27 protein-coding genes and 2 pseudogenes are annotated in these 24,864 nt (G+C 65.2%); 19 read left to right on the top strand and 10 right to left on the bottom strand.

The window, feature by feature from the left end; translation table 11 throughout:
- Positions 1-5: 5 nt before the first annotated feature.
- Both ABW16_RS06610 and ABW16_RS06615 read right to left on the bottom strand, forming a co-directional pair.
- Positions 6-440: a DUF6188 family protein gene (locus tag ABW16_RS06610; protein ID WP_046301962.1), complete on the bottom strand. Its 435-nt coding sequence runs from the start codon at positions 438-440 to the stop codon at positions 6-8.
- Positions 441-530: 90 nt separating this feature from the next.
- Positions 531-1,079 carry a PaaI family thioesterase gene (locus ABW16_RS06615; RefSeq protein WP_046301967.1) on the bottom strand — a complete coding sequence of 183 codons (549 nt, stop codon included), beginning with the start codon at positions 1,077-1,079 and terminating at the stop codon, positions 531-533.
- Positions 1,080-1,193: 114 nt separating this feature from the next.
- Here ABW16_RS06615 and ABW16_RS06620 point away from each other — a divergent pair, with 114 nt between their 5' ends.
- A complete protein-coding gene (locus ABW16_RS06620) occupies positions 1,194-1,853 on the top strand; it encodes a TetR/AcrR family transcriptional regulator (protein WP_046301966.1) in 660 nt (219 codons plus the stop codon).
- Between the two features lie 997 nt (positions 1,854-2,850).
- Here ABW16_RS06620 and istB read toward each other — a convergent pair.
- The 4 genes and pseudogenes from istB to ABW16_RS25305 all read right to left on the bottom strand — a co-directional run bounded on the left by istB (position 2,851) and on the right by ABW16_RS25305 (position 8,235).
- On the bottom strand, positions 2,851-3,606 hold the full coding sequence (gene istB / locus ABW16_RS06625; protein ID WP_046301961.1) for an IS21-like element helper ATPase IstB: 756 nt from the start codon (positions 3,604-3,606) through the stop codon (positions 2,851-2,853).
- A 58-nt stretch (positions 3,607-3,664) separates the two neighbouring features.
- Complete coding sequence (gene istA / locus ABW16_RS06630) at positions 3,665-5,206, bottom strand: IS21 family transposase (RefSeq protein ID WP_047318348.1); 1,542 nt, start codon at positions 5,204-5,206, stop codon at positions 3,665-3,667.
- A 203-nt stretch (positions 5,207-5,409) separates the two neighbouring features.
- Positions 5,410-5,516, bottom strand: a pseudogene (locus tag ABW16_RS25295) (Rv2640c family ArsR-like transcriptional regulator); the annotation flags it as partial.
- A 1,186-nt stretch (positions 5,517-6,702) separates the two neighbouring features.
- The gene (locus ABW16_RS25305; RefSeq protein WP_131721475.1) at positions 6,703-8,235 is read right to left on the bottom strand and encodes a hypothetical protein; all 1,533 of its coding nucleotides are present in this window, start codon (positions 8,233-8,235) and stop codon (positions 6,703-6,705) included.
- A 134-nt stretch (positions 8,236-8,369) separates the two neighbouring features.
- On the opposite strand from ABW16_RS25305, the gene ABW16_RS06645 reads away from it, so the two are divergent.
- Positions 8,370-8,639 carry a helix-turn-helix domain-containing protein gene (locus tag ABW16_RS06645; RefSeq protein ID WP_046302447.1) on the top strand — a complete coding sequence of 90 codons (270 nt, stop codon included), beginning with the start codon at positions 8,370-8,372 and terminating at the stop codon, positions 8,637-8,639.
- A 47-nt stretch (positions 8,640-8,686) separates the two neighbouring features.
- On the opposite strand, the gene ABW16_RS06650 is transcribed toward ABW16_RS06645, so the two are convergent.
- The gene (locus ABW16_RS06650; protein ID WP_131721476.1) at positions 8,687-8,878 is read right to left on the bottom strand and encodes a hypothetical protein; all 192 of its coding nucleotides are present in this window, start codon (positions 8,876-8,878) and stop codon (positions 8,687-8,689) included.
- Positions 8,879-9,097: 219 nt separating this feature from the next.
- Between ABW16_RS06650 and ABW16_RS06655 the strand changes: the two genes are divergently transcribed.
- The 3 genes from ABW16_RS06655 to ABW16_RS06665 all read left to right on the top strand — a co-directional run bounded on the left by ABW16_RS06655 (position 9,098) and on the right by ABW16_RS06665 (position 11,363).
- Positions 9,098-9,607: a DUF6932 family protein gene (locus ABW16_RS06655; RefSeq protein ID WP_047318349.1), complete on the top strand. Its 510-nt coding sequence runs from the start codon at positions 9,098-9,100 to the stop codon at positions 9,605-9,607.
- A complete protein-coding gene (locus ABW16_RS06660; protein WP_046301584.1) occupies positions 9,607-10,578 on the top strand; it encodes a hypothetical protein in 972 nt (323 codons plus the stop codon). Before ABW16_RS06655 ends, ABW16_RS06660 begins: the two co-directional genes overlap by 1 nt.
- Before the next feature lie 305 nt (positions 10,579-10,883).
- Positions 10,884-11,363, top strand: a complete 480-nt coding sequence (locus ABW16_RS06665) for a hotdog fold domain-containing protein (protein ID WP_046301585.1) — start codon at positions 10,884-10,886, stop codon at positions 11,361-11,363.
- 78 nt (positions 11,364-11,441) lie between these two features.
- Here the strand turns inward: ABW16_RS06665 and ABW16_RS06670 are convergent.
- Positions 11,442-11,627: pseudogene (locus ABW16_RS06670) on the bottom strand (DUF4442 domain-containing protein); the annotation flags it as partial.
- Positions 11,628-12,089: 462 nt separating this feature from the next.
- On the opposite strand from ABW16_RS06670, the gene rpsJ reads away from it, so the two are divergent.
- The 11 genes from rpsJ to rpsQ are packed head-to-tail and all read left to right on the top strand — an operon-like array spanning position 12,090 to position 17,639.
- Positions 12,090-12,395 carry a 30S ribosomal protein S10 gene (gene rpsJ, locus ABW16_RS06675; RefSeq protein WP_003883485.1) on the top strand — a complete coding sequence of 102 codons (306 nt, stop codon included), beginning with the start codon at positions 12,090-12,092 and terminating at the stop codon, positions 12,393-12,395.
- A gap of 29 nt (positions 12,396-12,424) precedes the next feature.
- Positions 12,425-13,078, top strand: coding sequence for a 50S ribosomal protein L3 (rplC, locus tag ABW16_RS06680; RefSeq protein ID WP_047318350.1), 654 nt, complete (start codon positions 12,425-12,427; stop codon positions 13,076-13,078).
- On the top strand, positions 13,078-13,734 hold the full coding sequence (gene rplD / locus ABW16_RS06685) for a 50S ribosomal protein L4 (protein WP_047318351.1): 657 nt from the start codon (positions 13,078-13,080) through the stop codon (positions 13,732-13,734). The genes rplC and rplD overlap by 1 nt, the downstream gene beginning before the upstream one ends.
- Positions 13,734-14,036: a 50S ribosomal protein L23 gene (rplW, locus tag ABW16_RS06690; RefSeq protein WP_047318352.1), complete on the top strand. Its 303-nt coding sequence runs from the start codon at positions 13,734-13,736 to the stop codon at positions 14,034-14,036. The genes rplD and rplW overlap by 1 nt, the downstream gene beginning before the upstream one ends.
- Before the next feature lie 27 nt (positions 14,037-14,063).
- Positions 14,064-14,900 (top strand): 50S ribosomal protein L2, encoded by an 837-nt coding sequence (gene rplB, locus ABW16_RS06695; protein ID WP_024440413.1) that lies wholly within the window; start codon positions 14,064-14,066, stop codon positions 14,898-14,900.
- Between the two features lie 17 nt (positions 14,901-14,917).
- Entirely contained in the window at positions 14,918-15,199 is a 282-nt protein-coding gene (rpsS, locus tag ABW16_RS06700; RefSeq protein WP_006245110.1) for a 30S ribosomal protein S19, read from the top strand.
- On the top strand, positions 15,196-15,813 hold the full coding sequence (gene rplV, locus ABW16_RS06705) for a 50S ribosomal protein L22 (protein WP_047318353.1): 618 nt from the start codon (positions 15,196-15,198) through the stop codon (positions 15,811-15,813). The genes rpsS and rplV overlap by 4 nt, the downstream gene beginning before the upstream one ends.
- On the top strand, positions 15,813-16,661 hold the full coding sequence (rpsC, locus tag ABW16_RS06710) for a 30S ribosomal protein S3 (RefSeq protein ID WP_047318354.1): 849 nt from the start codon (positions 15,813-15,815) through the stop codon (positions 16,659-16,661). The genes rplV and rpsC overlap by 1 nt, the downstream gene beginning before the upstream one ends.
- Before the next feature lie 2 nt (positions 16,662-16,663).
- Positions 16,664-17,080, top strand: coding sequence for a 50S ribosomal protein L16 (gene rplP, locus ABW16_RS06715; protein ID WP_024440409.1), 417 nt, complete (start codon positions 16,664-16,666; stop codon positions 17,078-17,080).
- Complete coding sequence (gene rpmC / locus ABW16_RS06720; RefSeq protein ID WP_047318355.1) at positions 17,080-17,322, top strand: 50S ribosomal protein L29; 243 nt, start codon at positions 17,080-17,082, stop codon at positions 17,320-17,322. Before rplP ends, rpmC begins: the two co-directional genes overlap by 1 nt.
- A complete protein-coding gene (rpsQ, locus tag ABW16_RS06725) occupies positions 17,322-17,639 on the top strand; it encodes a 30S ribosomal protein S17 (RefSeq protein WP_047318356.1) in 318 nt (105 codons plus the stop codon). Before rpmC ends, rpsQ begins: the two co-directional genes overlap by 1 nt.
- 60 nt (positions 17,640-17,699) lie before the next feature.
- On the opposite strand, the gene eccE is transcribed toward rpsQ, so the two are convergent.
- Together eccE and ABW16_RS06735 are read right to left on the bottom strand one after the other, a co-directional pair.
- A complete protein-coding gene (eccE, locus tag ABW16_RS06730; protein ID WP_047318357.1) occupies positions 17,700-18,905 on the bottom strand; it encodes a type VII secretion protein EccE in 1,206 nt (401 codons plus the stop codon).
- A 148-nt stretch (positions 18,906-19,053) separates the two neighbouring features.
- Positions 19,054-20,064: a hypothetical protein gene (locus ABW16_RS06735; protein WP_047318358.1), complete on the bottom strand. Its 1,011-nt coding sequence runs from the start codon at positions 20,062-20,064 to the stop codon at positions 19,054-19,056.
- 456 nt (positions 20,065-20,520) lie between these two features.
- Here ABW16_RS06735 and ABW16_RS06740 point away from each other — a divergent pair, with 456 nt between their 5' ends.
- From ABW16_RS06740 to ABW16_RS06750, 3 genes are all read left to right on the top strand, one after another.
- Complete coding sequence (locus tag ABW16_RS06740) at positions 20,521-21,435, top strand: LysR family transcriptional regulator (protein ID WP_047318359.1); 915 nt, start codon at positions 20,521-20,523, stop codon at positions 21,433-21,435.
- Positions 21,436-21,502: 67 nt separating this feature from the next.
- Complete coding sequence (locus tag ABW16_RS06745) at positions 21,503-23,851, top strand: arylsulfatase (protein WP_047318360.1); 2,349 nt, start codon at positions 21,503-21,505, stop codon at positions 23,849-23,851.
- A gap of 4 nt (positions 23,852-23,855) precedes the next feature.
- Positions 23,856-24,728, top strand: a complete 873-nt coding sequence (locus ABW16_RS06750; protein WP_047318361.1) for a formylglycine-generating enzyme family protein — start codon at positions 23,856-23,858, stop codon at positions 24,726-24,728.
- The last annotated feature ends 136 nt before the right edge of the window (positions 24,729-24,864 follow it).

Raw genomic sequence — 24,864 nt, forward strand, 5'->3', positions numbered from 1 at the left:
GATCCTTAGTTGGGGGTCGTTGCACCGGAATCGTCGTCCTCGTCGTCGGGGATGTCATGACGGACCACCTTGACCCTGCCGTGCGGCAGGCACGCCATGTAACCGTGGTGTTTGCCGTAGAGCTCCCAGGCGGTGGCGCGCTCATGGGCACTGACTTCGATACGCAGGCCGTTGGAGAAGCTCAGGTGCAGCCGACCGGAATCGTCGTGGCATGCCTTCGTGCACACGGCACCCGCCAGATCCAGTAGCGGACGTTGGTGGGCGGCGACCTCACGCGGATCGATGAGCACTTCCTCGGCCGGAAACTCACCGCTAGCGGGCAGCGCAAGCCACAGCAGGCAACTGATGACCACCTCGTTGGCGTCATCGAAGCTCAACACCAGATCACCCTGCAACGACATCCGCTGCACGGTGCAACCTTCGATCCACGTGGCGTACATCACGCACCTCCGTCGACGCCCAACCGGTCTGCACTGAAATGGTACGACAAGTAGCGCTGCGCTACTAACAATATCGTTATGGGCTTCGGGTCAGGACCCCGGATCGCTCGGCGCCCCGGTGTCCCCGAGCAGCCGAAGAAGATGTTCGAACGCGGCTACATCTCCATAGGCGGCGAAGTGATCGACGGCGACCACGACAAACACCGCTCTTGCGGTGAATCGGGTGAGCCCCTCGGGGTCGGTGCCGGTCGCGCCGATGTCCAGCACGCGGCCTTCCCGGGAGGCGATGCGCGCGGTGATGCGGTGGGATCGATGCAGCACGACCGGCTGGAGATACTCGACGGTCAGGCTGCGTGTCACAGCGGGCGCGCCGGCAATCCACAGCGCGAACCCCAGTACGTCGTCGCAGGCGGCGGCGATCGCCCCGCCGTGCGCCAGACCGGGCGCCCCGATGTGGCGTTCGTCGAAGGTCACGTCCGCGTACACCGTGTCGCCGCTGCGGTAAGCCACCAGCTGCAGACCGTGCGGATTCTGCGGCCCGCAACCCATACACGTTGGGGTATGTGCGGGCAGCAACTCGGGCCGTGCCGCGTCCGTGCGGCCGGACGCGACGTCTTGATGCGGTAAGTGATCAGCCATCAACGACACCTTCGGTACACATAGTTTCGCTGCGCTACTGTTGGTACGGTACGCGCTACGCGCGGGGGCGCGCACAATTGGTCGGGAATCTGGAATGCAGCGAGGTGAGTGGGTGTGAGCAGCGAGCAGGTACCGCCGGCCCCTGATGACGACGATATCGACCCCCGCCGGACCCGGTCGCGCAACCGCTTGCTCGACGCCGCGACCGCGCTGCTCAGCAGCGGTGGCATCGAAGCCGTCACCATCGAGGCAGTCACCAAAGCTTCCAAGGTGGCCCGCACCACCCTCTACCGCCATTTCGGCAGCTCATCGCAGTTGCTCGCGGCCACCTTCGAGCGACTCTTACCTCAAGTGACCCCGCCCGCGCCGGCCAGTGGGACACTGCGCGAACGGCTCATCGAACTGCTCACCCGGCAGGCCGCGCTGTTCGCCGACGCCCCAGCCCACATCACCATGTTGGCCTGGCTCGCCCTGGGCCCGACCACAATCGATCACGCCAGCACCGAACATGCCCCGCAGGCGCTGCGAGCGCGGGTCATCAACCAATACCGGCAGCCCTTCGACGCCATCCTGCAAGACATTGAGGCCGCTGCTGAGTTCGACGGCCTGGACCCGGATCTTGCGCTGTGCCAGCTCATCGGACCACTCGCGTTCGCACGAATGACCGGCCTGCGATCCATCACCGCACACGACTGCGCCCGCATCGTCGACGACTTCCTGGCCGCGCACCAACGAACGCAGACTCAATCCCTACGCCTGAAACCTATCGACTAGAAGTGATTCCGTTCGACCGAAAATAGGCAAGCAAGGATCTGCCCACATCGAACGGCAACGCCATCAACCAGATTGCAAGGTGATCTGAAACACCGAACTCAACACCAGGCCAGACGTCCACGGGCAGCATGGAAAACAGACTCAGTGTGGAAATGACAGGGATCTGAGGCAGAAACCAGCTGACACTAACGGAGAGCCTCGGCATATCACCAGGTCATTCGCCCGGCACACGACACGCAGCACGAGACCCTACAGGTCGCCGAATAACCTTTGTGCGCCGGTGATGTAGCCCAACGCGTCGGTATCGCATGTTGTGGCTCGTTCACGTAGCTTTTTGAGTCGCCAAGACAGTCCGACTCTGCCCAACAGCGGAGATCAGGCTAGCCGGGTTACGACCTGCGCCGAGGTCGTGACCACCTCGCCCAGGGGGTTGAACAATACTGGGCCGACTTCTTCGTCGTAGCCATGTGTATCGGCGAATTCCTGAGTGGCTGACCGGGCCGCCTGCGCGAATACAATGTAGTGGTGCACTGCTCGCTGGGGGAGATGTGCAACAAGAGCCGCAGTCTCTAATTCATGAAGAGATTTCCGGAACAGGCGGTAGTTGACCTCATCCGGGCCGCCCGCCCATCTCGCCTCCTCAACCTCTGCGAGGTGTTTGAGTACACCTCAGCGTATTTCTCGACGCTCCCGGCTGGACAGCAGATACTGAGTGATCAGCGAGCCGATGCCCAGCGCGCCGAGTGAGGTGCTGATGATCGAGAAGTCCACGGGGCTCAAAATAGTCTCGGCGGAATCCGGCCGTCGTCGAGGATGCCCAGTTGGGCAACGCGCAGCCTGCTGAGTTCTGTGGCCTCGTCTTTGGTCCTTGCTGCGTCACGATGATGGCGGCAGAGATTTCGTGTCGACGGTCACGTAATTCCCCAGGGGTAGTCGTCACGTAATTCCCCAGGTTGGGAGCTGCTGGTGGTGAGGGTAGCGGGGTTGGCGGTCGGTGTCAGGTGGTGGTGACTCCGGGGCGCTTGCGGGGCCGGTAGGAGGGGCCGTCCATGAGGACTTGGTGGCTGGTGTTGATCAGCCGGTCGAGCAGTGATTCGGCGACGACGGGGTTGGGGAACAGCGGGTACCAATCCTTGGGGGCGCGGTTGCTGGTCAGGATCAGCGGCTTGGCGGCGATGGCGCGGTCGGAGACCAGGTCGTAGAGGTCGTCGCTTTGGGTGGGGGTGTGCTCGCGCATGGCGAAGTCGTCGACGATGAGGACCAGGGGGCGGGTGTATTCGCGCATGCGTTGGCCGATGGTGCGGTCAGCGTGACCGCCGGCGAGGTCGGCGAGCATTCGGGAGCATTTGACGAAGCGGATGTCGCCGCCGCGTCGAGCTACTTGGTGTCCGAGTGCTTGTGCTACATGGGTTTTGCCGACTCCGACGGGTCCGTAGAGGATCACCGATTCGCCGGCGTCGAGCCAGCGCAGTGCGGCCAGATCGCGCAGCATCGCGGCGGGCAACTTGGGGCTGACGGCGAAGTCGAAGTCCTCGAAGGTGTTGGCTTGTTCGAAGCGGGCGCGCCGTATTCGCCGTGCCAGGGCGGCGGTCTCGCGGCGGGCGATTTCGTCTTCGCAGAGCACCTGCAGGAATTCCAGGTGGCCGAGTTTCCCGTCGCGGGTTTGGGCCAGGCGGGCATCGAGGGTGTCGAGCATGCCGGTCAGTTTGAGAGTCTTGAGTGCGGCACGAAGGCTGGGGTCGTGAATGGTCATGACGGTAGTCCTTTGTTGAATCGAGTTGGCGCAGAGCAGGATTAGCGGCTAGTAAGCGTCAGGCGGTACGTTCGGTGTCAAAGGCGGCGGGGCCGCGCAGCAACGCCGGCACTGCCGGGGTGGTAGGCCGCGGCGATTCCTCGCCGTATTCGGTACCGGCGGCCAGGATCCCCTTGACGGTGCGGTAGCCCGGATCGTCGATCGCCAGTGCGCGAGCACACGCCGCGTCCAGGCGGGCGTCACCGTATTTGTCGCGTAGCCGGATGATCCCCTGGATGGCCCTCAGTCGGTGGATGGCGTTGACCGCCGACAGTTCGGCGACGATCGCGACGGCACCAGGTCCGATCTGCTCGGCTTGGGTGCGACACCACGTCACGTTGCGCAGGGTATGGGCGATCTTGTTCGGCGGGTAGTGCTCGTAGTTGGTCGATCGGCCCGACAGATGCAGCACATGGGTCGCCACAACCGCATCGCTGTGGAAGATCTGCACCACATCACCTGCAGTGCGCACCAGCAGTTTCTGGCCCATCAACCGCCACGGTGCTGAGTAGAACGCTTTGCCCGACTTGACATGACAGTCCGGTGCCAGGGTGCCAACCGTGTAGGTCACGGACTCAAATCGACGCTGCGGCAACGGCATCAGTGCATCGCGTTCCACCGCGGTGAACACCGATGCTGGCCTCTGACCGTCCAGGCCGCGGTGCTTGTGGACGCCATAGACGTCGGTGGACCACCGCAGCGCCTCGGCCTGCATCTGCTCCAGGCTGGTGAACTCCCGCCCGGCGAAGAACGAATCCCGAATGTAGGGCATCGGCCGCTCAATGCGAGGCTTGTCTTTAGGCTTTCGTGCCCGCGCGGGGTCGATCAGGGTGCCGTAGAACGCGGCGAGCTCGGCGTAGGCCGGGTTGATCTGTGGGTCATACAGATCCGCCCGCAGCACCCCGGTTTTCAGGTTGTCGCAGACCAACCGCGCTGGAACACCATCAAAGAACTCGAATGCCGCCACGTGCGAGGCGTTCCACGAGTGCTGATCCATCCGCAGCACCGGCTGGACGAACAGGGCCCGTGAGCACGCCAGGATCATCGCGAACGCCCACACCGCCACCCGACGCCCCGCCTCCGGGTCGAACCACATGCCGAGCCTGCCGTAGTCGATCTGGGCTTCACTGCCGGGTTCGACAGCGCCCCGCGGTACAGTGGCCTTGCCTTCGAGGCGTTGTTCAGCGAAAGCTGTTGTGATGTAACGCCGCACCGTCGACTCCGACACATCGACGTGATAGTCGTCGCGTAGCCGTTGGGCGATGGTGGCCACCGTCACTGGCGCCGCAAGCTGATCTTTGATCCACTGATGGTGCACCGCGATCAGCGGCCAGGTCAGTGCCCGTGCGGTCGGGTCGACCAGCTCAGGGAACCACCGCGCGATCCGCGCCCGCCACAGCTCCTCGTCGAACGACCCATCAGGCGCTGGCATCAGCCCCTCGGCCAGCGCCGGGGTCAAATACTTGCGGATCGTCTTGCGGTCGATGCCCAGTGCCTCATGAATCTGCACCTGGGATCGGCCGGCGTTCCAGTGTCGGAACATCTCCACGAAGTCGGTCACGGTCCACGCTCTCCTTGCCACCTCAGGCCCCTTCCAGGCCCCCGGAGCGGGGCACCTGAACGGAGCGAACCTGAGCAGCACCCCAACCCCACCCGACACACCCCGGGGTGGGGAATTACGTGACGGCAGGTGGGGAATTACGTGACGGACAACCCCTCAAACCTGGGGAAATACGTGACCGCTGACATTCGGTTCGGAGTCGGTTATGTGCAGCATCCGGGGTCCAGCCCAGTGCTAGCGCTTGCAGTGCATCTGGGCGGACTTGGTGAAAGACATTCATCCCACGGCGATCCGAGATCACTAGGCCCGGCGATGTGCAACTGCTCAACAACGACACGGTTCTGCACTCACGCGAGGAATACACCGACCACGACGACCCCGCCGCCGGTGGGGGCGAGACGGATGCTGCTGCTACCTAGATAACGCCTGGCGCGTCGCCTCGATCAGTGCGGATCTGTATTTCGGACATAGGTTTTCTACGGCCCTGCTGACTGTGAGCCCCGCTTCACGGGCGGTGTATTGATAGTCGGGGTCGTCCATCAGCCTGTAGTGAATCTTGGTGACGCTCGGGACTGATACGCCATTGACACCAAGATCATTACAGATGAGCGCGTAGACGTCCTCCATGGTGACCGGGCGGATATCTTGAGGGTCCGTGATTGTCGGTGGACGGCCTGTCTTGGGTGTTCCGCCTGCCGAGCCCTTGTGTTGGCAACCAGACATGCAGCGGTTGTATTCGGAGCTTCCCGGGCCGAGCATGAAGCATCCGGCATCACACCCATCCGTGCTGCACGTCGCCGGAGCTGCAGCTGCGAGGGGGCCGATCAGCAACATTGCGATGGTGGCCTTCTGGAGCCTCCGCCGTCCGCCCTCCCGCAACTTCACGACGGGTCCCTTTGGGGCCCCGAGTGGCTCAGCCGACTGGACTTGAGCAACGAAGAGGGGCGATGCGCCATGATCATCCTTCACTGTTCGGGGCACACGTACCGGACCCCGTTTACCTGTACTGAGACCTGTACTCGGAGTAGGCGGCGCTGAACTTGGGGCAGTGACCATTGATCGCATAACCGACTGCCGACTGCATCTGTCGGTAGTTGAGGCCACCGTCAGAGTAGATAGGTCTTTGTTCTGTCAAGAGAACTGAAATGGCGGCCCAGATGCCGTGGGCGGTCGGCTCTTGGCCGACAAAGTTGCAGATCACCTCGTGGTTGGCGTCGCCGAATGCCTGTGCCTTGTCAGCATGGCTGGTCGGTGCGCATGCCAGCCCGAGCCCAATCATTGATCCAAAAACCGCTGCCCCACTCCTGATTTTCTTCACTTCGTTGTCCTAACGTGGGCTGATCTTCTGTTGCCACTGGCGATCGGCACCTGGATTTGCCATTGCCGCCCCGTCCACCGTCGCCGCCAGGCGGTCTCTCGAAACTACGAAGAATCGAGACAGCGGCCCTACCTGCCCGGGCTGTCCAGAACTAAGGGATCGAGACGGCGGTCACGCTCTAGCTGAGGCCCGGACTGACAGGCCGCCCCGAGACTCCCCAGTCGCCATGGAGACCGGAGATGGACCCGCTCGTGCCGCCCATGGCACCCATGCCGGCCCTGCCACCGGCCCCGCCATCGCCACCATTGCCGCCGTCACCGAAAAGGGAGGCGGCGTTGCCGCCTAGACCGCCGTCACCGCCGCGAGCGTAGTTAAGGAGGGCGCCGGGGCCGCTGTAGTCGCCACCGTAGCCACCTTTGCCGCCGTTGCCGCCGTTGCCGCCGTTGCCCGAGAAGAACCCACCACTACCGCCGGAACCGCCAACACCGCCAGCGCCCCCAGGGAAATCGCCCCCGGGGAAATACAGTGTCGCGGCGTCACCGCCCGCGCCGCCATCACCACCGTTGCCACCGTTGCCGGAGAAGAGCCCGCCACTACCACCGAAACCGCCATCGCCACCAGCGCGGCCCTGGGGACCCAGCTCAGTGCCGTCACCACCGGCACCGCCATCGCCACCATTGCCGCCGTTACCGAAAAGGGAGGCGGCGTTGCCGCCTAGACCGCCGTCACCGCCGCGAGCGTAGTTAAGGAGGGCACCGGGGCCCCTGTAGTCGCCACCGTTGCCAGCGTTGCCGCCGTTGCCGCCGTTGCCACCATCGCCGAAGAAGAAGCCACCTTGGCCGCCGTTACCGCCGGCCCCGCCGTTGCCGCCGTCGGGGTGCAGTTCCGTGCCGTTGCCGCCATTGCCACCGTTGCCGCCATTGCCGCCGTTGCCGAACAAGAAGCCGCCACTGCCGCCCGCGCCACCGGCCCCGCCGTTGCCGCCGAACTGGCCGTCGCCGCCGTTGGTGCCGTTGCCGCCGTTGCCGAACAGGGACGCGGCGTTGCCACCGACGCCGGGGGTGCCGTTGATCGCACCGGAGCTTTCGGCGGCAAAAGTAGTGACCGGCGAATGGGTGCCGCCTGCTTCGGCGGACCCGGCGTTGCCGCCGTCACCGAAGAACCATCCGGCGTTGCCGCCGCTGCCGCTGTAGCCGTACCCGTTGCCGCCGTCGCCGAACAACAGCCCGGCGTTCCCACCGTCAGGGTTGTCGGCGGTTCCGTTAGCGCCGTCGCCGATCAGATACTGGCCTGATACCGAGTTGACGAGGTTGGCGAATACTTGCCCGTCGGAGCTGTTGATCCAGGTGTCGATGGAGGCGTGCAGCGGGGTATAGAAGTATTCGTTGAACAGGACTGCACCGAAGCTGGGGTCGTCGAGGTTCAGAAGTAGGGCATCCCAGTTGTCCTGCAGGATCAGGGCATCCCATGCCGCGTCGAGGGCGTCGGGGTCGGTCCAGGTCGAGGACTCGAATAGCGAAGCCACCGTATCGATGATCACGTCATCGACGTCAGCCTTCGCGGCGGGCTCGGCGAGTGGCGTCATCCCGAACGCCAAGAACACCCCCACTGCGGTGCCGCCGCCCAGTGCGCGACGGCGACTGACGTTGTTCCCGAAAGAGTGGGTGTTGCCCGAGCGTCGGCCCTGCTCCACGGAACTGCGGCGAGTCATCAATCAGTCTCCCTCTTGAGGCGTCAAGGAAATTCTCAGGTGCTACCCAGTTACGGGCCGAGGTTACAGGCCGGTTACGCATGTGCGCAACAGGCATGGGCTCGTTACGCTCTGGCCGATTCCGCGCGGGCCGTATGTCGTTGGACACCGTGTCCGACGACCAGCCCAAGCCAGCCCTCAACGAGACCACCCGCGTGTTCGGCGAACGGGTCCGCGACCGCCGCACGGCACTTGGCCTCAGTCAGGAGGCTGCCGCTGTTCGTTGTGGCATCCACTGGACGCAACTGGGCAAAGTGGAACGGGGCCAGCGCAGCCTGCGTCTAGAAACGATCATGAAGATCGCCGCCGGTCTGGACATCGATGCCGGAGAGCTCGTCAGCGAACTGCCCGTGCCGCAGTTCTAACCGTGTGGACGGGAACTCCAGCCGTAGCGCCTACGACTTGCTGGGCTTCATGTGTCCGGCGCGCTTAGTTCACTGCGCGGGACCGATGCACCCATCTTCGACCACTTGAGCCCCTGGGGATCGTGGGCGTTCATCCGGTTAAAGCGTTCGTTATCGGAGCGCAGCTTGGCCAGATGCTCCGGGTCGGTCGTAGCGGGCCAGTATCCAAGCTCCTCGGCGAGCCTCCGATATTCGCTCACGTTCGCCAGCACCTCACTCCCGGTTGTCATGCAGATGGGCGCAGTCCAATTGTTTCTGTGCGTTCACAACGGATCGCGGACGCTGTGGATGAACACGCCATAACGAGTCGGGTCGCTATAGATCACAAGGTTGTCGGAAGCGCCCTACCAGCATCGGGGACGTGCGAGGATCACGCGGTCGACAGCACGGGAGTGCGGTAACCAGGAGGTTGGCAGCGCGTGCCGATTCCAGCTACGAGCGGGCAGTATGCGACGTTGCCAGTTGGTCGGCACGTTGCCACACTCGACGAGGTCTACGAGACCTTTGTAGTGAATGCACCGTTCCGTCCCCGGCGCGAGTTAATCTTCCGCGCTCTCACGCTCTACATCGACCTCGTCTCGGCTCAGTTCAGCACGTGCCGGTACTGGATCGACGGTGGGTTCGTGACTCACAAGCCGTGGGAGCAGCCCGAGGACGCGGACGTGCTGGTTGTCGTACCCCCGGGTGAGCATGGAAAGGTGATGACGCCGGAGTTTCTGCCTCATTGGACGCTACTGGAGACTCTGCCCGCACAGCCGAGCGTCTACGCCGACAAGGTGCATCCGATGGGCGGGTTGCTCGACTGCTTCATCGAGCCCGATGTTCCCCAGGTGCTGGGCGTCTGGGACTTTCGGTGGTCGTCAGTGCGCGATCAGCAGCACAATGTGGTTCCAGGTGTCCGTAAGGGTTATTTGGAGGTGAGTGCGTAATGGCTGTCGACCGTGAGCTTGAGGCATCGCTGCTCGATGCGCTGCACTACTCCTCGGGTGACCCTAACTCCGATCGTGCGGTGCGCGAGTCGATCCGTGCCGGGATCGTCGGCAATGATGCCGACTTGATCAATATCTATGAGCGTGAGGTCGGGCCGGAGCAGGCAGAAGTGGACCTTCACCTGATTGGTCCCGGCATCGAGAAGAACGCCGCCAATGCACGACAGTTCTCGCTGTTCGTGAGTGGCATCAGTGACGCGGTCAAGGAGACCGCCAAGGCGCGCGCAGGCCGCAAACGGTACCGCGACAATCTGCTGATTGAGGGCACGACACCGGGATCGGTTCGGGTGGTGATGCGCGTGGCGATACCCGAGGTTTCCGACGGCCAAACAGTCGACGACGAGACTGCGGCATCGACCGTCGACTCGGACGCGTTGCGCACGGTGGCATCGATCCTCGCGCACGCTAGCGATCCCGACCTCGATACACCGCTCGCGGCGGAGATTGCCGAACTGCCGATCAAGGCGCGGACCGCGCTGAAACGCGTGGCCAATGCCTCTCAGCAGGGTGGGTGGGCGGTTCGCGGGATGATCCGCCAGAGACGGGTCGGGGCAGCAGGCCTCGAACTCACAAACGATGGTGCGGTCCGGTTGCGGATTGAGCTGGAAGTGGCCCAGGAGAAGCGCCGCCAGGAACACAGGGTGGGCACTATCGACGGCTTTCGCTGGTCTCTCGGCACTCTCTATTTCAGGCCGGACGAAGGGCCAGCCTTCACTGCTGGTGTGATGGAGAGCAAAGTCGCGCTGGAAGTCACTAGGTTGATGAACGATCCTGAGCTGCGCGTCATGGCGGACTTCGATGTCGTCGAATCCTATCTACCTGGCGACCAGACACGTTCCCGTGTGAGCCGCGTGCTGACTGGTATTCGGTCTCTTGGCGAGCAGACCGCCATCCCGGTTGGGACGGCCTGACTGGCCTTGTGGGTCCGGTACCACTCCCGTCTCATCTCCCGGCTATGTGTGGAGCCGTGAAATTTCCACTCGACTGGTGTCCCAGCGCAGGTCAGCGATGGGCGGAGCGCACACGTGGGCTGCTGGATTGTCCTGTGGCCGTCGCCAAGTTGGCGGTCAACAAGTCACAAGAATGGCGCAAAAGCCGATACAGAATGTGGTGGGTGGACGGTCCAGCTCCGTTGCAGGATCGGGTCTCGTCTGTGCTCGTGGCCAGTGTTGACCGCACACGCGCGGGTGAACTTACTTCGCAGTAGGGTGTCGTCATGACAGGTCGTCCCAGCACTGCCTACCGGATGTGGCAGAGACTGTCTGCCTACCCCGGCGGCAGCCGGTTATTCTCCGCAGCGGTCATGGCCCGCGCACCGTATTTCACGACCGTGCTGCCGCATATCAGGAGCATGGAGCCAGGTCTGGCTGAGATTGACGTCCCGAACTGGACGATGGTGCACAACCATCTGAAGACCATGCACGCCATTGCGTCTTGTAACGCCGCCGAGGTTGCCATGGGGATGCTGATGGAGGCCACCGTGCCGTCCAGTCACCGCTGGATTCCGAAGGCGATGACCGTCCAGTACCTGGCCAAGGCGACCACCTCGCTGCGGGCCACCGCCCGACTCGACCCTCCGGATTTCGAGGGCATCGCCGAGGGGGTCGAGTTGGTGGTGCCGGTCAGCATCACCGATCGCGGCGGTATTGAAGTCGTGCACGCAGACATCACCACCTGGGTAACGCCCGTTCGGTAGTTGCCTGCCCGTCCGGGTCCGGGCTGCCGGAACTGCGGCGACCGGCGGAAAACGAACTGACCGTGATGAGAACTAGACGTTCTTCACGAACGGCCACTTGGGCACCAGCACCTCGGCCAGTCCGGGCTCCATCCGGACCACATGCGGCAACACCGAGGCGAAGTAGGGGACTCGGGCCATCGCCGCGGCCGAGAAGAGCCGGGTGCCGCCGGGGATGCCCGCCAGCCGTCGCCATGTCTGATAAGTACTGGTGGATCCGGTCACGTCGACCTACCTTACCGGCAAGTAAGGTCGACCGCGGAGCGGCTCCGGGGTGGCGGTCCGCAGGGCTCGGGAGCGCTGTCGCTGGGTTGATGCCGCGGTTCCGGCGTCGCCTCTCCTTCGTCGAGCCTCGCTAAACCGCGGGGATTTGGCCGCTGACCCGATCTGGGGCATACTATTCAGGTTCGCCTGCGCCGGGGTTGTCCCTGGCCGGGCATACGACCAGCGCCCACCCGGGCGCGTCCGGTCCCATTCTCGCCGCACGGAGTTTTTTCACCGTGCACGAGGCCGTGTGCGGGCGACACGCCCGACCGCGGGGACCGGTGGACCAGGACAGGTAAACAGCGGCGGCAGCGCCCAGCGCAGTGTCGACACCGGACCCACGGGTCCGAAAAGGTAGCGACGAGCTGGGGCACAAAGGGTTCGAAAAACGGACCCCCTTTGCAGGAGTGAGGTAGCAGAAGCGTGGCGGGACAAAAGATCCGCATCAGGCTCAAGGCCTACGACCACGAGGCGATTGACGCCTCGGCGCGCAAGATCGTTGAGACGGTCACTCGTACCGGTGCGTCCGTAGTCGGCCCGGTGCCGCTGCCGACCGAGAAGAACGTGTATTGCGTCATCCGGTCCCCGCACAAGTACAAGGACTCGCGGGAGCACTTCGAGATGCGCACCCACAAGCGACTGATCGACATCCTCGATCCCACGCCGAAGACCGTTGACGCCTTGATGCGCATCGATCTGCCGGCCAGCGTCGACGTCAACATCCAATAAGGCATCCCAGTAGGAGCTCGGAAGAAACCATGGCACGCAAAGGTATTTTGGGTACCAAACTGGGCATGACACAGGTGTTCGACGAGAACAACAAGGTCGTGCCGGTCACGGTCGTCAAGGCCGGGCCGAATGTGGTCACCCGCATCCGCACCCCTGAGCGCGACGGCTACAGCGCCGTCCAGCTCGCTTACGGCGAGATCAGCCCTCGCAAGGTCAACAAGCCGCTGAGCGGTCAGTACGCGGCCGCCGGGGTCAACCCGCGCCGGCATCTGGCCGAGCTGCGTCTCGATGACGAGGCCGCCGCCGCCGGCTACGAGGTCGGCCAGGAGCTGACCGCCGAGATTTTCGCCGACGGCAGCTACGTCGACGTCACCGGAACCTCCAAGGGCAAGGGCTACGCCGGCACCATGAAGCGGCACGGCTTCCGCGGTCAGGGCGCCGGTCACGGCGCCCAGGCCGTGCACCGCCGGCCGGGTTCGATCGGTGGCTGCTCGACCCCCGGCCGGGTGTTCAAGGGCACCCGGATGTCGGGCCGGATGGGCAACGACCGGGTCACCACCCAGAACCTGGTGGTGCACAAGGTTGACGCCGAGAACGGTGTGCTGTTGATCAAGGGCGCCATTCCGGGCCGCAACGGTGGGCTGGTTCTGGTCCGCAGCGCGATCAAAAAGGGTGAGAAGTAATGGCCGGCATCAAGATTGACGTCAAGACTCCGGACGGCAAGAAGAGTGGCTCGGTTGAGCTGCCCGCCGAGCTGTTCGACGCTCCCGCCAACATTGCGCTGATGCACCAGGTGGTGATCGCTCAGTTGGCCGCGGCCCGTCAGGGTACGCACTCCACCAAGACGCGCGGTGAGGTCAGCGGCGGTGGCCGTAAGCCTTACCGGCAGAAGGGAACCGGCCGGGCCCGTCAGGGTTCGACTCGGGCGCCGCAGTTCACCGGTGGTGGCGTGGTGCACGGCCCCAAGCCGCGCGACTACAGCCAGCGCACCCCGAAGAAGATGATCGCCGCCGCCCTGCGCGGAGCGTTGTCGGACCGGGCGCGCAACGGCCGGATCCACGCGATCACCGAGCTGGTGAGCGGACAGACCCCGTCGACCAAGGACGCCAAGACGTTCCTGGGCTCGATCACCGACCGCAAGCAGGTGCTGGTGGTCATCGGCCGGGCCGACGAGACGGGCGCCAAGAGCGTGCGCAACCTGCCGGGTGTGCACATCCTGTCCCCGGACCAGCTCAACACCCACGATGTGCTGCGTGCCGACGACGTGGTGTTCAGCGTCGAGGCCCTGAACTCCTACATCGAGGCACACACCGCCAAAACCGAGGAGGTTTCGGCCTGATGGCGACCATCCCCGACCCCCGCGACATCATCCTCGCGCCGGTCATCTCCGAGAAGTCCTACGGGCTGATCGAGAACAACGTGTACACGTTCGTGGTGCACCCCGACACGAACAAGACGCAGATCAAGATCGCGATCGAGAAGATCTTCGCGGTCAAGGTGGCGTCGGTGAACACCGCGAACCGGCCGGGTAAGCGCAAGCGGTCCCGGACCGGCTACGGCAAGCGCAAGGACACCAAGCGCGCCATTGTGACCCTGGCGCCCGGCAGCAAGCCGATCGACCTGTTCGCCGCACCGGCCTGACCGGAGTGAGAGAGAGATCTAACTGACATGGGAATCCGCAAGTACAAGCCGACGACCCCCGGTCGTCGCGGTGCCAGCGTCTCCGATTTCGCTGAGCTCACCCGCTCTCACCCGGAGAAGTCGCTGGTTCGGCCGCTGCACGGCCACGGCGGGCGTAACGCCCACGGCCGGATCACCACCCGGCACAAGGGTGGCGGCCACAAGCGCGCCTACCGCGTGATCGACTTCCGTCGCCACGACAAGGACGGCGTCAACGCCAAGGTCGCGCACATCGAGTACGACCCGAACCGCACCGCGCGGATCGCGCTGCTGCACTACCTGGACGGCGAGAAGCGCTACATCATCGCCCCGCAGGGTCTGTCGCAGGGCGACGTGGTCGAATCGGGCGCCAACGCCGACATCAAGCCCGGCAACAACCTGCCGCTGCGCAACATCCCCGCCGGCACCCTGGTGCACGCGGTGGAGCTGCGCCCGGGCGGTGGCGCCAAGCTGGCCCGCTCCGCCGGTTCCAGCATCCAGCTGCTGGGCAAGGAAGGCGCTTACGCCTCGCTGCGTATGCCTTCTGGCGAGATCCGCCGGGTCGACGTGCGCTGCCGCGCCACCGTCGGCGAGGTGGGCAACGCCGAGCAGGCCAACATCAACTGGGGTAAGGCCGGCCGTATGCGGTGGAAGGGCAAGCGCCCGACCGTCCGTGGTGTCGTCATGAACCCGGTGGACCACCCGCATGGTGGTGGTGAGGGCAAGACCTCCGGCGGCCGGCACCCGGTCAGCCCGTGGGGTAAGCCGGAGGGTCGCACCCGCCGGCCGAACAAGCCCAGCGACAAGCTCATCGTCCGACGCCGGCGCACCGGCAAGAAGCGCTAGGAATCGGAGGGAAAGCGATGCCACGCAGCCTCAAGAAGGGTCCGTTCGTCGACGACCATCTGCTCAAGAAGGTCGACGTCCAGAACGAAAAGAACACCAAGCAGGTCATCAAGACCTGGTCACGTCGGTCGACGATCATCCCGGACTTCATCGGGCACACGTTCGCCGTTCACGACGGCCGCAAGCATGTTCCGGTATTCGTCACCGAGTCGATGGTCGGGCACAAGCTCGGCGAATTCGCTCCGACGCGCACCTTCAAGGGACACATCAAAGACGACCGGAAGGCTAAGCGCCGGTGAGCGTTACGACTGAATATCCGTCCGCTGTTGCCAAGGCCCGCCATGTGGGTATCTCGGCCAGCAAGGCGCGCCGGGTGATCAACCTGGTGCGCGGCAAGTCCGTTGCCGAAGCGCTGGACATCCTGCGCTGGGCCCCGCAGCAGGCCAGCCTGCCGGTGGCCAAGGTCATCGCCAGCGCGGCGGCCAACGCCCAGAACAACGACGGCTTGGACCCGGCCACCCTGGTGGTGGCGACGGTGTACGCCGATGAGGGCCCAACCGCCAAGCGGATCAAGCCGCGCGCTCAGGGGCGTGCGTACCGGATCCGCCGGCGCACCAGCCACATCACTGTGGTGGTGGAGAGCCGGCCGGTGAAGGGCGGCGGTTCGGCGCAGTCCGCCAGCGCTGCCCGGGCGCGTCGTGCGCAGGGCAGCAAGGCGGCCGCTGGGACGGCCGCGCCGGCGAAGAAGGCTTCGGCGGCCAAGGCGGCCGAGAAGGCGCCGGCCAAGAAGGCTTCCGCAGCCAAGGCTGCCGAGAAGACGACTGAGAAAGCGGCGGCGAAGAAGGCGCCCGCCAAGAAGGCGGCAGCCAAGAAGGCGCCTGAGACGTCCGACGCGAAGGAGGGCTCGGAGTAATGGGCCAGAAGATCAACCCGCACGGCTTCCGGCTCGGGATCACCACCGACTGGAAGTCGCACTGGTACGCCGACAAGCAGTACGCGGAGTACGTCAAGGAAGACGTGGCGATCCGCCGGCTGCTGTCGAGCGGCCTGGAGCGCGCCGGCATCGCCGACGTGACCATCGAGCGCACCCGCGACCGGGTCCGGGTCGACATCCACACGGCTCGTCCGGGCATCGTCATCGGCCGCCGTGGTACGGAGGCAGACCGGATCCGTGGCGACCTGGAGAAGCTCACCGGTAAGCAGGTGCAGCTGAACATTCTTGAGGTGAAGCAGCCGGAGGCCGTCGCCCAGCTCGTCGCGCAGGGTGTTGCCGAGCAGCTGAGCAACCGGGTGGCGTTCCGCCGCGCGATGCGCAAGGCGATCCAGTCGGCGATGCGTCAGCCCAACGTCAAGGGCATCCGGGTGCAGTGCTCGGGCCGTCTCGGCGGTGCTGAGATGAGCCGCTCGGAGTTCTACCGCGAGGGTCGGGTGCCGCTGCACACGCTGCGCGCCGACATCGACTATGGGCTGTACGAGGCGAAGACCACCTTCGGCCGGATCGGCGTGAAGGTCTGGATCTACAAGGGCGACGTGGTCGGCGGCAAGCGTGAGCTGGCCGTCGCCGCACCGTCGGCCGACCGTCCGCGCCGGGAGCGCCCGTCGGGCACCCGCCCGCGCCGCAGCGGCGCCTCGGGTACCACCGCGACCAGCACCGACGCCGGGCGGGCCGCTGAGAGCACCGAGAACACCGCTGCTGCGGAAGCGGTCACCGAGGGCGCAGCGACCGCGGAGTCACAAGCAACGCAGAGCACGGAGAGCTGATCATGTTGATTCCCCGTAAGGTCAAGCACCGCAAGCAGCACCACCCCAAGCAGCGCGGTATCGCCAGCGGCGGCACCGCGGTGACGTTCGGTGAGTACGGCATCCAGGCACTGGAGCACGCCTACGTCACCAACCGGCAGATCGAGTCGGCTCGTATCGCCATCAACCGGCACATCAAGCGTGGCGGCAAGGTGTGGATCAACATCTTCCCGGACCGTCCGCTGACCAAGAAGCCCGCCGAAACCCGGATGGGTTCCGGTAAGGGTTCGCCGGAGTGGTGGGTCGCCAACGTCAAGCCGGGTCGGGTGCTGTTCGAGCTGAGCTACCCGAACGAGGCCATTGCCCGCGCCGCACTGACCCGGGCGATCCACAAGCTGCCGATCAAGGCGCGCATCGTCACCCGAGAGGAGCAGTTCTGATGGCAGTGGGAGTTACCGCTGGCGAACTGCGCGAGCTGAACGCCGACGAGCTCGTCGAGCAGTTGCGCGAGTCCAAAGAAGAGCTGTTCAACCTGCGTTTCCAGATGGCGACCGGGCAGCTCACCAACAACCGTCGGCTCCGCACGGTGCGCCACCAGATCGCGCGCATCTACACCGTGTTGCGCGAACGGGAACTGGGCCTGGCGTCCGGTCCCGCTGGTTCTGAAGGCGAGGCATCGTAATGGCACAGGCTGCAAAGGCTAGCGCCGCGGAGAAGGGCCCCAAGCACACTCCGCGCACCGAGACGCCGCGGGGCCGCCGCAAGACCCAGATCGGCTACGTGGTCAGCGACAAGATGGAGAAGACCATCGTCGTCGAGCTCGAGGACCGGGTGAAGCACCCGCTCTACGGCAAGATCATCCGGACCACCAAGAAGGTCAAGGCGCACGACGAGAACAACACGGCCGGCATCGGCGACCGCGTGTCGCTGATGGAGACCCGTCCGCTGTCGGCGTCGAAGCGCTGGCGCCTGGTCGAAATCCTGGAGAAGGCCAAGTAATACGACAAGGCCCCGCGACCTGCGTCGCGGGGCTTCGTCGTGCCTGGGGTCGTGGCCGCGTCACGCCGGCACTTTGACCCGCTGCGGTTGCTGCGCGGTCGGACCGAGCGGAACCTGCAGTGAATCCTGGCCGTTGAGCACTCGGGCCGGCACCGCCAGTGTGCGTCGTGTCGGCGTCGGCAGGCTGGTCCGTAATGCCGTCAATTGGCGTCCGTTGAGACGGTTCAGTCCGGCCGAGGTGGTCCTTCGCAATCTGCTCGCGCTGTGGTAGCGCACCAGCACCGCGACGTCGGTGTGGTGCTGGCGCCTCGTCAGGCGCACCGTGACTGCGGTCGTGTCGGTCTCCGGCAGCCACAGCCGCTCCAGGTTCTCCGTGCTGATGTCGCGCGGCGACATCCAGAAGGTGGCCGCGAATTGCTTGGGCCCCTTGCGTTCCTTCTGCTTTAGTCGGCGCCGACGCCGGCGGAGACGGGTGGGCTGGAGGCCGGCCAAGAGAGCCGCGTCGACCTGATCGAACTCCTCGGCCGACAGGATGCGCGCGTCGAGGTGACGTTCGCAGAGGTCGCGGGCCAGTCGTTCGGTGGCTACGGCCAGGGTCGCGGCCACGGAATCGCGAACCGCCACCGCCTCGGTGTTGTGCATCGGATCCATCCGCAGGATCAGCCAGTTGACCTGTGGTCCGCAGGAGCCGGGCGCCTTGACCGCCTGGACCGCCGCCGTGTCGGTGCGGTGTTCGTCATCGGGGGAGTCGTCGGGGGAGTCGCACGTTCGTATTGACACGATGTCGATCCCGTCCAGGCGCACGTCGAACTGCCGCAGGCCCGCGGCGACGAGTTCAGCTGGCAGCGTCGGTGCCGGCGCCGGGACGCGACGATGTCGCCCGGCCGTTTCGGCCGTAGCAACGGGTATGGCGATCACCGACACCAACCGGCCCCGGTACTCACGCACCCCGACGACGTCGCGACTGTAGCGGCGACGGTGGTCGAAGCCGGGAGTACAGCCTTCGGTGAGAAACGCCGCCGGGGTGGCGAATCGATCGGACAGCCGGGCCAGCAGGATCGCCGTCAGCGGTACTCGGCGGTGGGTGATCAACGCGGCCGTGGTGAGCACTGCGGCGAGGCCCACTGCGGGCCACCATGCGCGCTCGGGGGGCCCGAGCTGGGCCGGCCAGTGGCGGGCCAGCCACAGGATGCCGATATCGATCAGAAATACCGTGGTCACGCGCAGCCAGGACAGATTCAGCCCCAACGTATGCTGCGCCCTCATCGATGTGTCCGCCTCATGGTTCCCCCCAGAACTTCCATGGTTTGTGCGGTGACCGGGGTGCCCACTTCGGTACCGAGCCAAACATCCCAGGCCCTCCGGCATGGACCTGGGATGTTCAGCCGTCCATTCGCCCCGGCCCGGACGAACGTCAGATTCCGAACAGGCTCGTCGGGTCGAATAGGCTCGTCGGGTCGAACATGCTCGCCACGTCTCCGGCACCTCCGGCGGCGTCGGCCGCACTGCTCACAGCGTCGGCCGCGCCGCCCGTGGCGTCTGCACCCAACATCGACAGGCCACTGAACGCATCGCCCGGGTCGAGCAGTCCGGCCGCATCGAAATCGGTCGGAATGTTGAAGTCGCCGAACGGTGTCGACAGCGTGTCAGTGATGGTGTTGGCGGCGCCGTCAGCCCCCGGGATGTCGGTGTAGATGTTCTCGAACCCGTTCCCGAAGTTCATCACGTCGTACACCGTTCCCACCGCGGGAAGGTCAGAAGCCGTCGCTCCGGAAGCCGGATCTACGTCGGTGATCGTGAACTCGGTGTTGTGGATGCCGCCAACGAGATTCGTGACGTTCTCGCTGGCGGTCACGTTGCCCAGATCGGTGGCGCCGTCCCCGGTGCCGCTGCTGACGTCGAAGGATTGTTCGCCTTCGCCGACCTGGAACAACGGCGGGGCGCTGAACACCGGACTGAGCGGGGTGAAACCCGCCGACCCGTCGTCCAGCACGGGGTTGAAGGTGGTGTCGCCGATGGTGAAGCTGTCGCCGGCGCCGGGCGCCGCGTCGGTGGGTGTGAGGTCGCCGGGTGTGACGTCTCCGGGCGTTGTGGCGTCGGGAGTGCCGGCGGTCGGCGGGATAGCGCCGATATCGCCCAGCGGCGACGGGCTGAGCGTTCCCGCCGTGGGTGCCAGCGCGCCGAGGCCGGTCAGCGGGGTGGGGGTTGTGGTCAGGTCTGGGCTGAGGGCACCGGCGTTACCGAGTGCGTCCGTGCCGCCGGCGCCGGTCACGTTGCTGGCCAGGTCGACCGGCAGGGCAGTGCTGCCGATGTCTCCGGCTGCGCCGACACCATTGTCGGCGAAAGCGACTGATACGGGCAGGAATGTGGTCGTAAGTAGACCGGCGGTGGCGCCACCGGCCGACAATATGATCCGACGATTCATTTTCGGTGCGTTCCTTCCGTTCTGGGATGGTCCCGGCCCTGTGTGTTCCCCTTCGAAACATGCCGGGAAGAGCTGAACATCGGTCGATCGCCTCGCGCAACGCGCACAACAATTCCGGTGTGAACGCTGTGAAGGCGTCGATGACGTTGGGCGACAACGGATGTCCAGATGCCAGAGACACTGCCTCAACCCCCTCGGCATCCTCGTCAGACGCTAACGGGTCTAAGGCGTCGTCACCACCCCTGTGGGCCGATATTTCAACAGTTAATCTCAATGTAGAGAATCGTTGTCATCGATCAACGCACGTGAACGCGGCGATGTAAGTCATTGCGGCACTGCGCTTATGGCAAAGATAAGTGTTTGTCAGGGCTTGGTCTCAGGCGCGTTAAAGTAATAGCCTTGGCGGAACGGAACTTTCGATTTGACCAATCGGAGCCGGGCGGCACACTGAGCGCTATGGAACTGCGGCAGTTGAAACATTTTGTCGCTGTGGCTGAGGAGCTGCACTTCACGCGCGCGGCCGCCAAGGTTCACGTGGTGCAGTCCACCCTGTCCGCGTCGATCAGCAGCCTGGAGCAGGAACTCGGTACCGCGCTGCTGGTGCGCAACAACCGCCGTGTCGACCTCACCACGGCCGGCCTGGCGCTGCTGCCGGATGCGCAGAACGCCCTGGCTGCTGCGGAACATGCGCGTGCCGCGGTCGACGCAGTCAAGGGGGTGCTGTCGGGGCGGCTGAGCATCGGCGTGATCCAAGGGCTGGGGGCCGTGGACCTACCGGCGTTGCTGGCGCGCTATCACCGGAGCTTTCCGCGCATCGAGATCGCAATGCGACACGATCCGATTGACACGCTGGTGCACGCGACCGCCGACGGTGACCTGGACCTGGCGTTCGTCAGCCAGCCCTACGACGGGAGCCGGGTCAAGGGGCTGTCATTGGGATCCGAGCCGCTGGCGCTGGCGGTGCGACATGACGATCCGCTCGCCGATCGCGATGTGGTGGACCTGACCGACCTGCGGGATCGGGAGTTCGTCGAGCGGCGTTCCGATCTGCGGACGCGGCTGCACATCGATGGGATCTGCGCCGACCTCGGCTTCGTTCGAACCGTCTGCGCCGAGTCCAACACCCCGATCGACCTCGTGGATCTGGTGGCCGCCGGCGTAGGTATCGCGTTCCTGCCGCCGGCGCTGGTGGCGAAATCGGATCAGCTTGTGGGTGTGGCGACCGATCCGGTGATTCCCCGTGAACTGGCCCTGATCACCCCGAGTGAGCGGGCACCGTCGCCGGCGGCCGCGGCCTTTCTCGGCGAGCTGCTGGCGGCCGGTGCAGGCCAGGGCCATACATCGCAGCGTCGGGAACCCTCCGTGGTGTGAAGACTGCCGCTTTGCCGCCGGGCCGGTAGTGTCTCATCCGTCCTGGGGGCCGACAACGGAGTGAGCGATGGTGGATTTCGCGGGCAAGGTCAGTCTCGACATCCGGGATTCCGAACCGGATTGGGGGCCGTTCGCCGCGCCGACCGCTCCCGAGGGCGCGCCCAACGTGCTGTACCTGGTCTGGGACGACACCGGGATCGCCACCTGGGACTGCTTCGGCGGGCTGGTGGAGATGCCCACGATGAGTCGGATTGCCGAGCGCGGCGTCCGGCTGTCCCAGTTCCACACCACCGCACTGTGCTCGCCGACCAGGGCGTCGCTGCTGACCGGGCGTAACGCCACCAGTGTCGGCATGGCCACCATCGAAGAGTTCACCGACGGTTTCCCCAACTGCAGCGGGCGCATTCCCTTCGAAACCGCCTTGCTCAGTGAGGTTCTCGCCGAACAGGGCTGGAACACCTTCTGCGTCGGCAAGTGGCACCTGACCCCGCTGGAAGAGTCCAATATGGCCGGCGCCCGACGGCACTGGCCTACGCAGCGGGGATTCGAACGGTTCTACGGTTTCATGGGCGGCGAGACCAACCAGTGGTACCCGGACCTGGTTTATGACAACCACCCGGTCGCGCCGCCCGCGACGCCGGAGGACGGCTACCACCTGTCGAAGGACATCGCCGACAAGACAATCGAATTCATCCGGGATGCCCAGACGGTCGCGCCCGGAAAGCCTTGGTTCGGCTATGTCTGCCCGGGCGCCGGCCATGCCCCGCACCATGTGTTCGCCGAGTGGGCCGACCGCTATGCCGGGCGCTTCGACATGGGCTACGAAGAGTACCGGGAAATCGTGCTGGCGAACCAGAAGGAGCTGGGGCTGGTGCCGCCGGACACCGAGCTGTCCGAGATCAACCCCTATGCCGATGTCACCAGTGCCGACGGCCAGCCCTGGCCGCTGCTGGACACGGTCCGACCGTGGGACAGCCTCGATGACTCCGAGAAGCGTCTGTTCGCCCGAATGGCCGAGGTGTTCGCGGGTTTCCAGAGTTACACCGACGCTCAGATCGGCCGGGTCCTGGACTACCTGGAAGATTCCGGACAACTCGACAACACCATCGTCGTGGTGATTTCCGACAACGGAGCCAGCGGCGAGGGCGGTCCGAACGGGTCGCCGAACGAGAACAAGTTCTTCAACGGCTACATCGACTCCGTCGAAGAGGCGATGAAACTCTTCGATCAGCTGGGCAGTCCGGAAACCTACAACCACTACCCGGTCGGGTGGGCGATGGCGTTCAACACGCCCTACAAGCTCTACAAGCGCTACGCCTCTCATGAGGGTGGTATCGCCGACCCTGCGATCGTCAGCTGGCCCAACGGAATCGCCGCGCGCGGCGAGGTACGCGACGCCTATGTCAACGTGTGCGACGTGACCCCGACGGTCTATGACCTGCTCGGCATCACTCCGCCGGAGACCGTGCGCGGTGTTGCCCAACGTCCGCTGGAAGGCGTGAGTTTCAAAGCCGCGCTGGTGGATCCGGCGGGAGATACCGGCAAGCACACCCAGTTCTACACAATGCTGGGCACTCGCGGGATCTGGCACCGCGGCTGGTTCGCCAACACCGTGCATGCGGCGACTCCGTCGGGCTGGAGTCACTTCGACGACGACCGGTGGGAGCTGTACCACCTCGCCGAGGATCGCAGTCAGTGCCACGACCTGGCCGCAGAACACCCCGAGAAACTCGAAGAGCTCAAGGCGATGTGGTTCGCCGAGGCCGACAAGTACAACGGTCTGCCGTTGGCGGACTTGAACATCTTCGAGATGACCAGCCGGCAGCGGCCGTACCTGTCCGGCGACCGGACCGGCTACACCTATTACCCGAACACCGCCGAGGTGCCGTTGGGAGCGTGTGTCGAGCTTCGCGGCCGGTCATTTTCGGTATTGGCCCGAGTCACGGTGGATTCCGCTGCTGCTGAGGGACTGCTGTTCAAGCAGGGCGCCCGGCACGGCGGTCATGCGCTGTTCGTTCAGGACGGCAAGCTGCACTACGTCTACAACTTCCTCGGCGAGCGTGAGCAGTGGCTGTCATCGCCTGGACCGATTCCGTTGGGCCAGCACATTTTCGGTATCCGGTTCGAGCGCACCGGAACCGTCGAGGGCAGTCACACGCCGGTTGGCGAAGCCTCGTTGTACATCGACGACGAGGTGGTCGCCACCTTGCCCGACATGGTCGCCCAGCCGGGCGCCTTCGCGTTGGCCGGCGGTGGAGTCAGCGTCGGGCGCAATACCGGCCAAGCGGTGTCGTCGGCCTACCGTGCACCGTTCGCCTTCACCGGCGGGACCATCGCGGACGTCGCCGTCGACGTCAGCGGCGAGCCGTACCTGGACGTGAAAAGAAGTATCGCGGCCGCGTTTTCGCGGGATTGATCTCATGCTGACGGACCTCGTCGAGATCCCGGCCGGCGTGTTCCGGATGGGCTCGACGAGTTTCTATCCCGAAGAGGCGCCCATCCACAGCGTCGCGGTGCAGTCGTTCGCGCTGGAGCGTCATCCGGTGACCAATGCGCAGTACGCCGAATTCGTCGCCGCGACCGGTTATGTGTCCCTCGCCGAGCAGGAACTCGATCCTGCGCATTACGGCGATGCCGAACCGGGTGCCCTGGTCTTCACCCCAACGGACGGGCCGGTCGATCTGCGTGACTGGCGGCAGTGGTGGCGGTGGATCCCCGGCACGAGCTGGCGGCACCCGTTGGGACCGCACAGCACTGTCGAGGACAAGCCGGATCATCCGGTGGTCCAGGTGGCCTATCCCGATGCGGCTGCTTTTGCCCGGTGGGCGGGGCGGCGGTTGCCGACCGAAGCCGAATGGGAGTACGCCGCCCGGGCCGGCAGCGCAAGCACCTATGCGTGGGGGGAGGAGGAGAGGCCGGGCGGTGCGTTGATGGCCAACACCTGGCAGGGCGCGTTTCCGTACCGCAACGACGGCGCCCTGGGCTGGGCCGGGACGTCGCCGGTGGGGACATTCCCGCCGAACGGCTGGGGGCTGGTCGACATGATTGGCAACGTGTGGGAGTGGACCGCCACCGAGTTCAGTGGCTATCACCGGCTCGACGCACCGCCGAAACCCTGCTGCGCGCCGGCCGGCCCCGCCGACCCGGACATCAGTCAAACCCTCAAGGGCGGGTCGCACCTGTGCGCGCCGGAGTATTGCCACCGTTATCGGCCTGCGGCTCGGTCCCCGCAGTCGCAGGACACGGCGACCAGTCATATCGGGTTTCGTTGCGCGGCGGACAGGGAGACATAGCGCGAAGGTGCGTAGTAAGAGAGCTATGGCGCGTGTCGTTGAAAGTCTGGATGTAGAAGACGTCCTCCTGCTGTCGTTGACGGGCTTGGTGTCCCAAAACAGCGAGGAGGACGTCGTGGTTCAGGGTAGTGGATTG

Origin of the sequence: Mycolicibacter heraklionensis (genome assembly GCF_001021505.1) — a bacterium.
GTDB classification, from domain to species: Bacteria; Actinomycetota; Actinomycetes; order Mycobacteriales; family Mycobacteriaceae; genus Mycobacterium; species Mycobacterium heraklionense.